The sequence below is a fragment of the Sporosalibacterium faouarense genome, from assembly GCF_016765695.1.
GTDB lineage: Bacteria > Bacillota > Clostridia > Tissierellales > VENL01 > Sporosalibacterium > Sporosalibacterium faouarense.
Genome location: NZ_JAETGO010000097.1, coordinates 1 through 14,366, shown reverse-complemented (window position 1 = coordinate 14,366; position 14,366 = coordinate 1). Strand labels below are relative to the sequence as shown.

Annotated in this window: 15 protein-coding genes and 1 riboswitch; all 15 genes read right to left on the bottom strand. The window is 32.0% G+C overall.

Annotated features, from left to right (window positions below):
* Positions 1-219: 219 nt before the first annotated feature.
* Positions 220-444, bottom strand: coding sequence for a carbon storage regulator CsrA (csrA, locus tag JMO20_RS19055; protein ID WP_202711343.1), 225 nt, complete (start codon positions 442-444; stop codon positions 220-222).
* A gap of 2 nt (positions 445-446) precedes the next feature.
* Complete coding sequence (fliW, locus tag JMO20_RS19050; RefSeq protein ID WP_202711342.1) at positions 447-899, bottom strand: flagellar assembly protein FliW; 453 nt, start codon at positions 897-899, stop codon at positions 447-449.
* Between the two features lie 45 nt (positions 900-944).
* Positions 945-1,496 carry a DUF6470 family protein gene (locus tag JMO20_RS19045; RefSeq protein WP_243414878.1) on the bottom strand — a complete coding sequence of 184 codons (552 nt, stop codon included), beginning with the start codon at positions 1,494-1,496 and terminating at the stop codon, positions 945-947.
* 17 nt (positions 1,497-1,513) lie between these two features.
* A complete protein-coding gene (gene flgL / locus JMO20_RS19040; protein ID WP_202711341.1) occupies positions 1,514-2,551 on the bottom strand; it encodes a flagellar hook-associated protein FlgL in 1,038 nt (345 codons plus the stop codon).
* Between the two features lie 20 nt (positions 2,552-2,571).
* A complete protein-coding gene (flgK, locus tag JMO20_RS19035) occupies positions 2,572-4,143 on the bottom strand; it encodes a flagellar hook-associated protein FlgK (protein ID WP_202711340.1) in 1,572 nt (523 codons plus the stop codon).
* Positions 4,144-4,157: 14 nt separating this feature from the next.
* A complete protein-coding gene (gene flgK, locus JMO20_RS19030; protein ID WP_202711339.1) occupies positions 4,158-6,227 on the bottom strand; it encodes a flagellar hook-associated protein FlgK in 2,070 nt (689 codons plus the stop codon).
* Positions 6,228-6,250: 23 nt separating this feature from the next.
* On the bottom strand, positions 6,251-6,745 hold the full coding sequence (locus JMO20_RS19025; RefSeq protein ID WP_202711338.1) for a flagellar protein FlgN: 495 nt from the start codon (positions 6,743-6,745) through the stop codon (positions 6,251-6,253).
* An 18-nt stretch (positions 6,746-6,763) separates the two neighbouring features.
* A complete protein-coding gene (flgM, locus tag JMO20_RS19020; RefSeq protein ID WP_202711337.1) occupies positions 6,764-7,054 on the bottom strand; it encodes a flagellar biosynthesis anti-sigma factor FlgM in 291 nt (96 codons plus the stop codon).
* A gap of 71 nt (positions 7,055-7,125) precedes the next feature.
* Complete coding sequence (locus JMO20_RS19015; RefSeq protein WP_202711336.1) at positions 7,126-7,542, bottom strand: TIGR03826 family flagellar region protein; 417 nt, start codon at positions 7,540-7,542, stop codon at positions 7,126-7,128.
* 166 nt (positions 7,543-7,708) lie between these two features.
* A complete protein-coding gene (locus JMO20_RS19010; protein ID WP_202711335.1) occupies positions 7,709-8,467 on the bottom strand; it encodes a ComF family protein in 759 nt (252 codons plus the stop codon).
* 11 nt (positions 8,468-8,478) lie between these two features.
* Positions 8,479-10,707 carry an SF1B family DNA helicase RecD2 gene (recD2, locus tag JMO20_RS19005; protein ID WP_202711334.1) on the bottom strand — a complete coding sequence of 743 codons (2,229 nt, stop codon included), beginning with the start codon at positions 10,705-10,707 and terminating at the stop codon, positions 8,479-8,481.
* 155 nt (positions 10,708-10,862) lie between these two features.
* Positions 10,863-11,474: an adenylyl-sulfate kinase gene (gene cysC / locus JMO20_RS19000; protein WP_202711333.1), complete on the bottom strand. Its 612-nt coding sequence runs from the start codon at positions 11,472-11,474 to the stop codon at positions 10,863-10,865.
* 12 nt (positions 11,475-11,486) lie between these two features.
* A complete protein-coding gene (locus JMO20_RS18995) occupies positions 11,487-11,717 on the bottom strand; it encodes a hypothetical protein (protein WP_202711332.1) in 231 nt (76 codons plus the stop codon).
* 203 nt (positions 11,718-11,920) lie between these two features.
* Positions 11,921-13,108 (bottom strand): methionine adenosyltransferase, encoded by a 1,188-nt coding sequence (gene metK, locus JMO20_RS18990; protein WP_202711331.1) that lies wholly within the window; start codon positions 13,106-13,108, stop codon positions 11,921-11,923.
* A gap of 231 nt (positions 13,109-13,339) precedes the next feature.
* A riboswitch (SAM riboswitch) is annotated at positions 13,340-13,445 on the bottom strand.
* A gap of 84 nt (positions 13,446-13,529) precedes the next feature.
* Positions 13,530-14,009, bottom strand: coding sequence for a COG2426 family protein (locus JMO20_RS18985; protein ID WP_202711330.1), 480 nt, complete (start codon positions 14,007-14,009; stop codon positions 13,530-13,532).
* Between the last annotated feature and the right edge of the window lie 357 nt (positions 14,010-14,366).

Here is a 14,366-nt window from a genome sequence, read left to right as displayed (position 1 = left end):
TGACTTTGATAAATTAGACTTGTTAACAGTCATCTGTCTATGAGTATTCATAGCCATTAAGTTATTATTAATTCTCATTATCTATTCCTCCTTGATTTTAATTTTCGGGCATCCTTGCCCTAATAAGAGATTCTACTCTGGCCAGAGTAATTATCTTTCAGTTCAATATATGTATCGACATATTTTTACCCAACTTTAAGTTTTTTTGCTTAAATTTTATTATTTTTTAAAAATATTTTCTATATTAGACATTTTTATCTCTGTTCTTGATGCTTTAAGATTTTCTTCTTGAATTTCTTTATAAATTTCACTTCTATAAATATCAATATCTTTAGGAGCTTTAATTCCTAATTTCACCTTATTATCTTCAATTCCTACTACGACAATCTCTATATTCTCACCTATTACTATACTCTCTTCCTTTTTTCTTGTTAGTATCAGCATAGTTATTCCTCCTGTCTTTGTTTTTGAAGTTCTTCAATTATGGAGTGTTTTGGAGAATATTTGTCGTTATCAATAATCACTTGCTTTCCTTTCATTTTGCTTGCATTTACGATTACAGGTGCTGCCAAATTAGCAGTCATTTTATTAAAGTCTTCTGGTATAACTACAATACAATATACTACAACATCTTTCTTTTCTTTGATCTCCAACTTATCAATAACTGACTGTTGAAGAGTAAAATCATAGTCAGGTTTAAATATAAAAGGATTAATTATCACAAAAGCTAAATTAGGGTTATCTATAGACTGGAGCCAATTAAAAGGTAACTCCTCATTAGGATTATTAATAATAATAAATCTCTTTTTATCCTCAAAACTAAAAACCCCATCTGGGAAGTATATTATTTCTTTCTCATTAACATCTATTTCACCAAAATGCTTGGTTACTAACTTCATGCTTTACCCTCCTCATGTTACTGTGTACTTTTATTCTTGTTAAAATTATAATCTTTCATCAATATAATTAATATCAATACTAGGTTTTCGATTTAAGTATGCTTCTACTTTACCTATTTGATAATTAATTTTCGGGCTATGTGGTGTATAATTAATATCTAATTCCCCAATATTCCAGTCAACTTGTAAATATCCTTCTACCTCTATCTTAGGCCTGCTTTTAGGTATCATATCGAATTTGAATTCTTTTATTCCACCCCATGATATTGACTTAGCTATCCGTGCAACCATATTAGGACTACCTGATCTTACATTTGCAAGCATATTTCCTTCAGAAACAATTCGTCTGATTCCTTCAATAGCTTTTTTGTGACCTAACTGAGCATATTCTTTTATCATATCTTCATTATTTTTTAGCCCAGCCTCAGCAAAGCACTGATATTGATCTATTATCACTTTTGGCGATTCCTTCTTTATTATCATATCTGTATTAGTTCTATTTATACTTAATTCCCCTTGTGGCTGCTCAATACTCAATTTAGATTTTATAATATTTAACTGAATTTGTGGTTTAACTGTAGTTATCCGAAGTGGCATACTATCACCTTCCTAAATCATCTCAAGAAATCCACTAATGTAGGCTGTATAACTTTCGCTCCTATAGATAAAGATGCTCTATATACATTTTCACTATTTTTTAATTTCATAACTACTTCTGCTATATTTATTTCTTCATTTTTAGATAAAAGCTCCGTGAAATTTACACTTTGTGCTTCTAATCTTTGTTCACTTAAGTCTAATCTATTGACCTTAGCTCCTATATCTGCTCTAATAGATAATACATTATCCATTGTATCGTCTATCCAAGTAAGACTTTTATTAATAGTTTCCTTATCATCTACATCCATAGCATTCTCTATAGTTTCAAAAAGACTTACCAAGTATGATTTATCTGCTCCTGAACCATTTGATTCTTCATTAACATCATCTATTTCATATCCATTAACAGTTGCGTCAGTATAATGACTCATTGTCATATCTCCACTAGAATCAAGCTTACCAAAAAGTCTAATTCCTATAGTATTTATCTCTACATCTTCAGCTATTCCTACATTATATTTAATTATTTCACTCTGTTGCAAGGATTTTGTATCAGTTGCTGTAAAACCAGTAGTATTCTCCTTATAATTAGTTAACTTATAATTACCATCCTCATCTAGTAAAGGTGAATCAGTTTTAAATCCTGAAAATAAGTATCTTCCTGCATAAGTGCTATTTCCTACTTTTACTATCTGTTCCTTTAATTGCTTTATCTCTGCAGATATTTGAATCAAGTCTTCATTTGTATTACTCCCATTTGAAGCCCTGACCGCAAGCTCACGAGTTCTCTGTAGAATATCTCCAATTTGTGCAACCGAGTCTTCCGTCGCCTCCAACCAGGACCTTCCATCGTTTAAATTCCTTTTATGTTGTTCGATCATAGCAATATCAGTGTGAAACTTTAAACTTTTTGAAACTCCTATAGGATCATCAGAAGGAAGTTGAAATTTCTTTCCAGTTGACATTTGCTGTTGTATTTTATCCATTTTCCCATAATTGGCATTTAAATTTCTCATCATATTCGAAATGAGCATATTATTAGTAATCCTCATACTAAATCCTCCTCCTTATGCTATCTTCCTACTAAGCCTAATCTATTAATTGTTACATCATAAATAGCATCAATAGTTGTTAACATCCTAGCCGAAGCATTATACGAATGTTGATATTTCACCATATTTGACATTTCTTCATCTAAGGAAACACCAGAAACCGATTGCCTATGTATTTCTACATTAGCCATTATGGCACTTTGATTATTTTTCATTCTAATAGATTGTTGACCATCAACAGCTAAATTAGATAAAACTGCCTTTAAAAAATCATCTGGAGTACCTTGAGGTGTTGTATCATCAAAAAACTTATTATCCTCCCTAAGCTCAATTAATTTTAATACATTTTCATTATTCTCAACTCCATCTTTACCAGCAGATGCAGCTGCGATATGGGCAATACTATCTAAATTATTTAATATATCTCCAGATAAGCTTATATTATCTGCTTTAACATTTTCATTAATAAACTGCTTATAATCTAAGTAATTAGGATCTGTTTCATCATTAAAATCTACCGAACTTAGAGATACACCAAATTTACTCAAAAATTGACTTTCTATTGTAGATGTATCCAATCCATTCCAAGCAAATAATAATTTATTACTAGAATCATTTAGTCCTTCTCCTTGATAGTGAACTGCGTTCACTTTTTCAACTATCTTTCTTGAAAATTCATTAAGTCTTTCTATATAAAATCCTACACCTCTATAAGAGTTCCCTTTACCATCGCCATCTCTCATATCCAGAAGTCCCTTTAGTTCACCAGATTTAGGCTCAAGTACTTGATTTCCTGTCTCCCACTCAATCTGAACTAACTTTTCTTCTGGATTATACTTATTATCTATGGTAGTAGTCTTTAGCTTACTAACTTCATTGTGATTTACAAGACTTATTCCTCCTATAGAAACTCTAAGTTTTCCATTGAAATCATCAGTCTGAATATTTACTAGCTTTGATAAATCATCTATCAACACATCCCTTTTATCTCTTAAATCATTTGCAGTGGTTCCATCAATTTCTATTCTATAAATTTGATCATTTAGAGTTCCAATTTGGGATGCTAAGTCATTTATTTGATCACCAGTGGTTCTTACTGCAAAATTAAGTTCTTTTTGCAAAGAATATAATCTTTGAGCTGTTTCATTTAAATGATTTGTCAAAGCTCCAGCCTTTTCTCTAACTAGGGCTCTATTAGAATAGTCAGATGGTGCGGTACTTAAAGTCTCTAATGCTTGAAAAAATTCATCTAAATTCTTTCTAAAACTAGACTCTGATGGTTCATTAAATATATTTTCAATACTCTCTAGATTTTCACTTTTCACTTCCCATTCTCCCAGTGGAGCATTCTCATGTATGTATTTAAAGTCAATATACTCATCTCTAATTCTCGTTATATCATAAGTTTCTGTTCCAGTTCCTAAGGCCCCGATTCCTGGTAAAATCATTGCAGTAGTGGTCCTTTGTTTCGCCACCTGTCTCGAATATCCTTCAGTGTTAGCATTTGCAATATTATGATTTGTAGTATATAGGGATCTTTGACTTGCTAACAAGCCAGAAACTGCTGTATTAAATCCTACCCAACCAGACATTTAACTCACCCTTTCTATAGTCCTACTCTACCTGTTTTGTTTATAATAAAATCTATCATTTCATCAACGGCATTTACTACCCTCGAATTGGCAACATAAGAATGTTGAAATTGAAGCATATTTTTCATTTCCTCATCCAAAGAAACATTAGATATGGATTTTCTTTTATCATCTACTTGTTGTGTAAGTAATTCTTGACTCTCTTTGCTAATTACTGCTTCATTTGCTGCTACACCTAGATCAGATATAAGACCTCTATAATAATCATCACTAGTCATATCTCCAAATATATAGGAATTACGGATTTTTGAGATTTGTTCAGCTATCTTGCCATCTCCTATTTCTCCGCTTTCTGATATAGCAATATTATTTAATATATCTAAATCAGGATTCACCTTAATATTTCCCGCTTGAATAGGTACACTAGAGTTTGCTGCTACAAAGAATGCATCTCCAGTACCTCCTGTTAAGTTAATTCCTTGTTCATGTAAATAATTAATATTTCTAGCTATAGTATTTACAAAAGTATTAAGCTTTTGCTTAAGAACAGGAATCACTTCCTTAAAGTCATCAACTGTACCCATATATTTACTGGTAGTATCAGAAGTGTTTTGAGAGACATCTACTGCTAATCCTTGATTATCAGATATAAGTCTACTAATATCAAAGAACTCTCCTCCAGTTCCATGGGTTATAGCATCCCATCCTTTCTCCCCTGCATCTCCATCGTACTGATAAGCAGAATCAGACACTATAGACGTTGAGATTCCTAAAGAATTTAGAGTTTTTACATAGTCTTCAACATCAGTATTACCAATAGAATTGCTATCTCCACCTATACTTTCGTCAGAAAAAACTATAAGTTTTTTATGAGCATCGGCTCTATAATCTGCCATGGACGTAACTTCAGTAACTACAGTATCAAAGCTTTCATTTATACCATCAGCTACTCCAACCCCAAAGGATGGATCTCCCAGGGAAGAAGAATCTATAAATCCTCCTGACACATCTGTAAAATTACCACTTGCTTCAAATGTCACAATCTTTATTCTGGCATCTAATCCTCTTTTATTTAAATCATCACGATAGTTTTTAATTGCATTTTCAACCTCTGTTAAATTACTTGAGGTTAAATCAACTGCTATTACCACATCAACATCATCGGTAACCGTTCCATTCCCTTGTCCAACTATTGTAGTATCAACGTCTCCTCTTGTATCTATAAGTCCTTTAAGCTCTCCATTATTTAAATCAACCTTTTCCGAATTGGGGTTTATTGTATATCCTCCAGTCAAGCTATCCTTCCAGTATACATCAACAAAAGCACTTTTAGCTTTTACTGCAGATAGCTCTCTAAAGTTTGATGTATTAACCAAGGATTGTCCACCTAATAAAATATTAACGGAACCCGATGGATCATCTGTGCATTGTATATTAGCTAACTGAGATAACCTGTCTATTAAACTATTTCTAGTATCCCTATAGTCATTAGCAGTTACTCCAGTAGACTCAACCTCCATAATTCCTTTATTTAAGTTAGCAACCTGTTTTACAATGCTGTTAATTTCCGATACCCTGGACTCAATTTCAGTATTAAGGTTAGCCTGTAGATTATCTAGCTGTTGTCCCATATGATTAACTGTTTCAGTGAAAGCAACTGCTCTCTCATGTAATAAGCCCCTCATTGTCAAATTATCTGATTGCTTAGCTAATTCTTCCCAACTATTCCAAAACTGATCCATAACGTTTTGTAAACCAGTTTCTGAAAGTTCATTAAAAATACCTTGAACTTCCTCGAACACTCTATCTCGTGTCGTCCAGTATCCTAAGTCTTCAGCATGGTCTCTATACTTTATATCTAAAAATTCATCTCTGATTTGTCTAATTTCTTGTACATTAACTCCTGTCCCAAGCTGCATGTCTCCTCCTATATTACTATATGAAGCCGCCGCTTGAATAACCTGTTGTCTAACATAACTTGCATTATCTACATTGGCAATATTATGTGAAACTGTATCCAAAGCTCTTTTATTAGCATATAATCCCGATATGGCAGCTGACAGGGTGGAAAAAGTGGAATACATAAAACTCTTCCTTTCATGATAAATTATGCTTTAGAATCAAAGATTCTCTTAGCTGGTTTTAAATTAATCTCTTTTGACTTATTTCCATATATGTTCTCAAAGGAATTATTCGTTAATAAATCAATGTTAAGATTTATATATTCAAGGGAATCATTTATCAATGTTCCATTTAGAGTATTTCTATCCTTAAGTTGATTAAGTATTTTAAGTAACTCCTCTTTTTGTTCTTCAATAAAATCTTTATCTTCTTCATCTAGATGGGGCATAATCTTGGACATATCAATATCTTCACTAATTCCTAATCCTTTTTGTATATTGAAGACAATATTTTCTCTAATATCTTCAAGCTTTCCAATTTTTATTATTAGCTTCTGTTCCTGTTCAGTTATTTCTTCAAGTTTCTTAATCTGTCCCTCAATTATTATGTTTGTCTTTTCAATTGATATTTCAAGCATTTCTCTATATACGTCTATCTCTTGTTTCAAAACTTCCCTTAACTGTTTAACAGACTTTTTCATCATTTTCACCACCTAGTATTATATCCTCTTATCAAGTTCAACATTTGATAACATTTTCTCAACTATCTTTCCGGAATCAATCTCATATGTTCCTGTTTCAACCTGTCTTTTAATACTAGTTACTTTCTCTTGTCTGATATCAGGAATTTTCTTCACTGCCTTCATAGCCGTTTGAAAGTCCTTAGCTTCAGTGGACAATTTCAGTTCATCTTTTTTGCTTAACCTAGATGTCTTAGTATCTTTTTTATTAACCTGTTGACTATTATAGCTTTGTAAAATCTTTTGAATTTTATTATTAGAAATTTTCATAAAATCACCCCATTTCACCGATTCTTCTATATTTTATATCGGTAAAAATGGGGTTTAACTTTAGTATTATTTTAATTTTTTCTTTTATGTCTATTAGCCACATACATTCTATCTGAATCTTTTCCTTCATAAGTTAACTTTTTGTCTTTTGATTTAGTAGCTCCCTTAAATTCTTTTTCCATTTCATTTATACATTTACCACAAAATCTTCCTGTTTTTATGGGGCGTCCGCATCTTTCACAGTCAAGAATCATATTGTGATGTTCTCCCTTTAGTTCTAGTCTACCTTCCCTTAAGTAGCTTATAATTTTCTTCACACTAACTCCTGTTTCATCGGAAGTTTCCTGAATAGTTGCATCATTATGGTCATATATATACTCCTTGACCTTTCTAAAGTTTTCTTCTTCCTCATTCCTACATCTAGAGCAATATTTAAATCCATTATACGCATATACTCTTCCACATTTCCTGCAATTTCTTAAATCCATCTCTTCACCCCCGTTTTATCATTAATGTTATATAAATATTATAAGTGTTAAAATCCCTCTAAAAAGATTAAAAAAACATTATTTATTTAAAGTATAATTTCAATAAATTTAATAAGAACTCCTTCCTAATCACCATAAAAAATACAATATAGATAAATAGTCCTAATCACTTGCTAGTTTGACCTGTTGCAAGACAAAATACAAAGATACTTTTAGCTCCTGAATTTAAAAGCTCTCTACTACACTGGTCACAAGTTGACCCAGTAGTAAATATGTCATCAATTAAAAGTATTTTTTTGTTTATAAATACCTCTTTATTTATAACTTTAAAAGCACCTTTAATATTTTTTAATCGTTCCAATCTATTAAGCTTATTTTGAGTTGGAGTTTTCTTTATTCTTATTAAATTATTACTAATTAAAGGGATATTATACTTATCAGATATATATTTACCCAATAATTCAGCTTGATTAAACCCTCTTTTATTAATTTTTGTTTTATGCAAGGGAACAGAAACAATATAATCAAACTCTCTAATATCCACCTTAATATTTTTTAGGGCTTGTACCATTAGTGCACCAAAGGCTTTATACATATATGGCTTCTTTCCATACTTATATTTATAAATAGCTTCCTTTATCAAGCCTTCATATTCTAAGGCTGATATAGCTCTTTCAAAATAATGGGGATGTTTAATACAATCACTACATTTATCTGTCATAGATTCTGAAGATAATGGTTTACCGCATTTTCTGCATATTTTCCCTTCAATGAAAACCATTTTTGCTCTACATTGAGGACAAATATAATCATCTTCAACTCTGTCATCATACTCTTCACAAATAAAACATACTTTCTCTTCAGGATATATCAGGTCTAAAATAACGGATACTATTCTTTTTAACAATCCTTCTTCATAGTCCATAAAAATCCCCTCTATTTTCTCATAATCATATCAAATACTTGTACAAGTCGTCTATTCAACCCTGAGTACCTGGTTGCAATTCTATTATTATTTATCATGGTATATAGATATCTTTCCATACCTACCAATACAACTAGCTCCTTAGCTCTAGTAATTGCAGTATATAGAAGATTTCTAGTAAGTAGCATAGGAGGTCCCCAGCACACTGGTATTATTACTACTGGAAATTCACTTCCTTGACTCTTATGTATTGTGGTAGCATAAGCAAGTCTAAGCTCATCTATTTGACCAAATTGATATACAGCCTTTCTATTGTCATCAAATAAGATGGTCATTTGACCCTCTTCGTTGTCTATTTCAGTAATAAATCCATAATCACCATTAAATACTCCTTCTCCCTCTTCAACTACTAATTCATCATCTAAAAGCTTCCACTTCATCCTATAATTATTTTTTATTTGCATAACCTTATCACCTACTCTAAAGGTTATATCTCCCGATTTCTTTTCCTTTTTGCTAGGATGTTTAGGATTAAGAGATTCTTGCATCCTACTGTTAAGCTCATTTACTCCAGTATCCCCTTTTTTCATTGGTGATAGAATTTGAATATCCTTCAATGGATCATATCCATTGAAATTTGGCAATCTTTCCTTCGAAAGCTCCAAAATAGTTTCCACAATATCTTCACCTTTATTTCTAGTCATAAAGAAGAAATCTTTATCCTTAACATTTAGTAGAGGCTTTTCTCCTTTGTTTATTTTATGGGCATTCACAACAATCATGCTTTCTTGCGCCTGTCTAAAAATCTCATCCAATTTTACTACCTTTATAATCTTACTTTCTATTATATCCTTTAATACGTTTCCAGGTCCTACAGATGGTAACTGATCTACGTCTCCTACTAGTATAAGTCTAGTTCCAGGTAATATAGCCTTTAACAATGTATTCATTAGAAGTATATCTACCATAGAAACCTCATCAATTATAACTACATCTGCTTCCAATGGAGTTCCATCATCTCTAGCAAAGGCCATTCCTACTTCTTCATCAACATAATTGTATTCTAATAATCTATGTATCGTCTTTGCTTCTCTGCCTGTAGCTTCACTCATTCGCTTAGCTGCCCTTCCTGTTGGTGCTGCTAAAAGAATGGATTGCCCTTGCCCTTGAAAAAGTTTAATAATACTATTGATAGTAGTGGTTTTACCTGTTCCTGGTCCTCCAGTTATAACTATTAATCCATTTTCAACCGATTCCCTTATTGACTCCTTCTGTTTTTCTGCAAACTTTATTGAATCCTCATCTTCTATTTTCTTAATTTTCTTATCAACATCTATATCAAGTTTATTGGTTTCACCTTGGGATATCTCTACTAGTTTCTTACAAACATTTGTCTCTGCATAATAGTAAGGCATGTAATATACTGCCATATCTTTTTCTAAATTTTCTAATTGAACCTCTTGATTCAGTGCCAATTCTCTTATTCCCTCTTCTATTAGCTCTGGTTCAACCGATAGTATCTTAAGGGCTTCATTGATAAGCTCTCCTTGGGGTATATAAGTGTGTCCTTTGCCCGATGATTCCATAAGAACAAATTTAATTCCTGCGTGGACTCTATATTTAGATCTTTTATCTACACCCATGCTCTGGGCTATTTTATCGGCCATTTTAAACCCTATGCCAAAAATATCCTCTGATAATCTATATGGGTTTTCTTGCACTTTAGGAATAGTTTCATTACCATATTTCTTATATATCTTAACTCCATAGGTAGTGCTTATGCCATAGCCTTGAAGAAATATCATAATGTCTCTAAGTTCTCTTTGTTCAACAAAGGCTTCTGTGATCTTTTCTGCTTTTTTTTCTCCAATTCCTTCAACTAATTTTAATTTTTCTGGATTATATTGAAGTATATCAATTGAATCCTTTCCAAATTCTTCAACAATCTTTTTAGCAGTTTTAGGTCCAATCCCAGGAATTAATCCCGATGATAAATACTTCTCAATTCCATTTATAGTGGCTGGTACAACTGTGGAATATAGCTCAACCTTGAGCTGTTGTCCAAAATTTGGATGATAGTCCCACTTTCCTTGGACTTTTAATGTTTCTCCTATATTAATAACGGGAATAGTTCCCACTATTGTTACTACATCATCCTCTGTTTCCATGACTGCCACTGTATATCCATTAGATTCATTTTGAAATATTATTTCTTCAATAGTTCCCTGAATAGTTATCAATTTAATACCCTCCGATAAAAATGTACTATTATTATTATATCATTTAATGAAAATATAAGTCGAGGGTTGTATATATTGTAATGTAATTATAATCAAATTGAAAAAAAGCTACATAAAAGCAAAGTCTCCTTTTTACAGGAGACTAATAGGTATATTTACATTTTATTAGTGATTAAATATAGAACTTCTTTTACTGATTCTTCTATGGTCATTTTAGAAGTATTTAAAACTAATTCTGGATTATGTGGTTCCTCATAAGGAGAAGAAATCCCAGTAAAATTCTTGATTTCCCCATCTATTACCTTCCTATAAAGTCCTTTAGGGTCCCTGTCAATACAAGTTTTAATATCAGCTTTTACATACACCTCAATAAAATCATCTTTTCCACATTTTTTTCGTGCAAACTCCCTCATTTTTCTATATGGTGATATGGATGATACTAATGTTATAATTCCAGCATCCTTAAATAAAGCCGATACTTCAGAAATTCTTCTTATATTTTCTTCCCTATCATCCTGAGTAAACCCTAAGTCTGAATTCAATCCATATCTAAGATTATCACCATCTAGCCTATAGACTACTTTCCCTTGTTTTATCAATTCATTTTCTGCTTTTATGGCTATGGTTGATTTACCAGATCCCGATAATCCTGTAAACCAAATTACCAAGCCTTTTTGCTTCATATGTTTGCATCTTTCTTCGTATGTTATTTCACCTTTACTCCAAATTATATTACTATTATTCTCAAAGGTATTTGTACTTTCCATCAAATCACCAACTTATTCTCTGGACTTTCCTAAATCTCCCAAATGAATATACTCAACATCAACACCTTCTGCTATATCATTCAATGTAACTGGTATTTCTTCGATTTCATCATCTAGCAATATGACTATGTGATTAAAATCTTTCTTAAGACTCCTTATAGTGTATTCCAAATCCTCTTTGTCTTTAATAATAACTTGTATATCTGGGCTATTAGTGGTATTCCCTCGGTTTATTATATCCATGTAGACTTTTTTTGAAAATTCTATGACTCCATAGATAAAAAATACATAAACGATGATTGTAAAAAACATAAGTAACATAGATTTCTCACCTTTTTCTTTAATTAGATTTTAGAGTTAAAACAATCTATTTATTACTATATTATGCTATGGAGTATTTAATGGTTAAAAGATTAAAAGAAAAAGACTTGTGTCAAACACAAGTCCTAATTTCCTAAGCCTTCTTTTCTTAATATATCTGCCTTATCAGTTTTTTCCCAAGGAAGATCTAATTCAGCTCTTCCAAAATGGCCATATGCAGCAATTTGTCTATATAACGGTCTTCTTAAGTCTAGATTCTTAATTATAGCTGCTGGTCTTAAGTCAAAATACTTTTCAACCAATTCTTCAATCTTAGATTCTTCAATCTTATTTGTCCCAAATGTATCAACTAGAATTGAAACTGGACGAGCAACACCTATTGCATAGGCAAGTTGAACTTCACATTTATCAGCTAATCCAGCTGCCACTATATTTTTAGCAACATATCTTGATGCATATGCAGCTGATCTATCAACCTTTGTTGGATCCTTACCTGAGAAAGCTCCACCACCATGGCGAGAGTAACCTCCATAAGTATCTACAATAATCTTTCTTCCTGTAAGTCCTGCATCTCCCTGAGGTCCACCTATAACAAATCTTCCCGTTGGATTTATATAATATTTAGTTTCACTATCTAATAAATCCATAGGTATAGTGTCTTCAATAACAAATTCAATTAAATCCTTTTCTATTTGATCAAGCTCAACCTCTGGTCCATGTTGAGTAGAAATAACTACAGCATCAACTCTAACAGGCTTATTATCATGGTATTCTACAGTAACTTGTGTCTTACCATCTGGTCTTAAATATTCAAGTTTACCATTTTTTCTAACCTCAGATAATCTTTGAGCAAGCTTGTGGGCTAATGATATTGGTAATGGCATAAGCTCAGGTGTTTCATTACAAGCAAATCCAAACATTATACCTTGATCTCCTGCTCCCACTACGTCTAGTGCATCTTCTTTAGCTCCTCTGTGCTCTAATGCCTCGTCTACACCCATAGCAATATCTGGTGATTGCTCGTCTATTGAAGTAAGAACTGCACACGTATCACAATCAAAGCCATATTTAGCCCTTGTATATCCTATATCTTCAATTGTCTTTCTAACAATTTTAGGAATGTCAACATAGCATTGTGTAGTTATCTCTCCTGCCACTAGCACTAACCCTGTTGTAACTGAAGTTTCACAAGCTACCCTTGCCTCTGGGTCATTTTCTAATATTGCATCTAATATTGAGTCAGATATTTGGTCACATATTTTATCTGGATGTCCCTCTGTAACTGATTCTGATGTGAATAACCATTTTTTCATTTTAGTAAAAAACCTCCCTTTAATTAAAATAATATAGTTTTGTATAAAAATAATAACTATGTACCTATATGAAAAGTAATACCCATAAAAGACAGCATAAATACAATTGATTGTATTATTGGCAAAAATAGACCTTTACATTTAGGCTCATACACTATTCTATCATTCCCAATTATTTGTAAAAATAAAAACCTCTTCAAAAAGAAGAGGTTACTGTCTATCTGGAGTACACCCTCATCTTTCAGAATAAAATTCTGTGGGACTTAGCACCTCTTAGCATTAGCTAATGGTTGCCGGGTTTCGCAGGGCCCATTCCCTCCACCACTCTTGATAAGGCATCAAGTTTTTTATTTAGTTTTGCACTACACACTATTTTATCATAGTTATATTTATTTAGTCAATAGTTTTTTGTTTTTATAAACTAAATAATTCCAAACAGAGATATGGCATGAGTAGATAATACTACTACGATAATACCTGCAGTTATTACTCCTGCTAATATAGTAAGAAATGCATATCTGAACTTTACATTAAACAAGATAGCCGCCACAGTTCCAGTCCAAGCACCTGTAGCTGGTAATGGAATCGCTACTAATAAAAACAATCCTAATATTGTATATTTTTTCATCCTCTTGCTTCTCCTGAGGGTTCTTCGCTTCAACCAAGCTACTAGCCCTCCAAACATCTTTGTTTTACCGAAATATTTAAATAATGGCTCCAGTAAAATTAATAAAAATGGCACAGGTAACATATTACCAATTACGGATAAAATCATACTATGTAATGGCGAAAAACCCATAGAGATAGCTATAGGTATTGCTCCCCTTAGCTCAATTACAGGTACAGCAGCAATTAACGTTATTATTATTTCATTTTTTAAATCCTGTAATATGCCTAACATATTTTCCCCCTAAAACTTTTTAAATTACAGTTATTATTATATACTATTTTGCAGTCTTAAGAAAGATTCGTTTAATTATTTTCCAATTATAATGAAAATTTTATAAAATTCCCATGAGATTTCTATAATTATATTTTTTATAAGGAATATTTACGAAAAACATTAGGATGAATGAGAATTATAGAGATAATAACAATATTTTTTAGCATATAGCTCCTAATTAATATTTTTCACATAAAATAAAGATTTGCATATTTATATAATATCTATTATAATATAGAAGTTGTGAAATTTCGGGGTGTAGCGCAGTTTGGTAGCGCATCTGGTTTGGGACCAGAGGGCCGCGGGTTCAAATCC

Coding starts and splice junctions, on each gene's coding strand:
- csrA (WP_202711343.1), bottom strand. CDS start 444: ATGCTGATACTAACAAGAAAAAAGGAAGAGAGTATAGTAATAGGTGAG.
- fliW (WP_202711342.1), bottom strand. CDS start 899: ATGAAGTTAGTAACCAAGCATTTTGGTGAAATAGATGTTAATGAGAAA.
- JMO20_RS19045 (WP_243414878.1), bottom strand. CDS start 1,496: ATGCCACTTCGGATAACTACAGTTAAACCACAAATTCAGTTAAATATT.
- flgL (WP_202711341.1), bottom strand. CDS start 2,551: ATGAGGATTACTAATAATATGCTCATTTCGAATATGATGAGAAATTTA.
- flgK (WP_202711340.1), bottom strand. CDS start 4,143: ATGTCTGGTTGGGTAGGATTTAATACAGCAGTTTCTGGCTTGTTAGCA.
- flgK (WP_202711339.1), bottom strand. CDS start 6,227: ATGTATTCCACTTTTTCCACCCTGTCAGCTGCCATATCGGGATTATAT.
- JMO20_RS19025 (WP_202711338.1), bottom strand. CDS start 6,745: ATGAAAAAGTCTGTTAAACAGTTAAGGGAAGTTTTGAAACAAGAGATA.
- flgM (WP_202711337.1), bottom strand. CDS start 7,054: ATGAAAATTTCTAATAATAAAATTCAAAAGATTTTACAAAGCTATAAT.
- JMO20_RS19015 (WP_202711336.1), bottom strand. CDS start 7,542: ATGGATTTAAGAAATTGCAGGAAATGTGGAAGAGTATATGCGTATAAT.
- JMO20_RS19010 (WP_202711335.1), bottom strand. CDS start 8,467: ATGGACTATGAAGAAGGATTGTTAAAAAGAATAGTATCCGTTATTTTA.
- cysC (WP_202711333.1), bottom strand. CDS start 11,474: ATGGAAAGTACAAATACCTTTGAGAATAATAGTAATATAATTTGGAGT.
- JMO20_RS18995 (WP_202711332.1), bottom strand. CDS start 11,717: ATGGATATAATAAACCGAGGGAATACCACTAATAGCCCAGATATACAA.
- metK (WP_202711331.1), bottom strand. CDS start 13,108: ATGAAAAAATGGTTATTCACATCAGAATCAGTTACAGAGGGACATCCA.
- JMO20_RS18985 (WP_202711330.1), bottom strand. CDS start 14,009: ATGTTAGGCATATTACAGGATTTAAAAAATGAAATAATAATAACGTTA.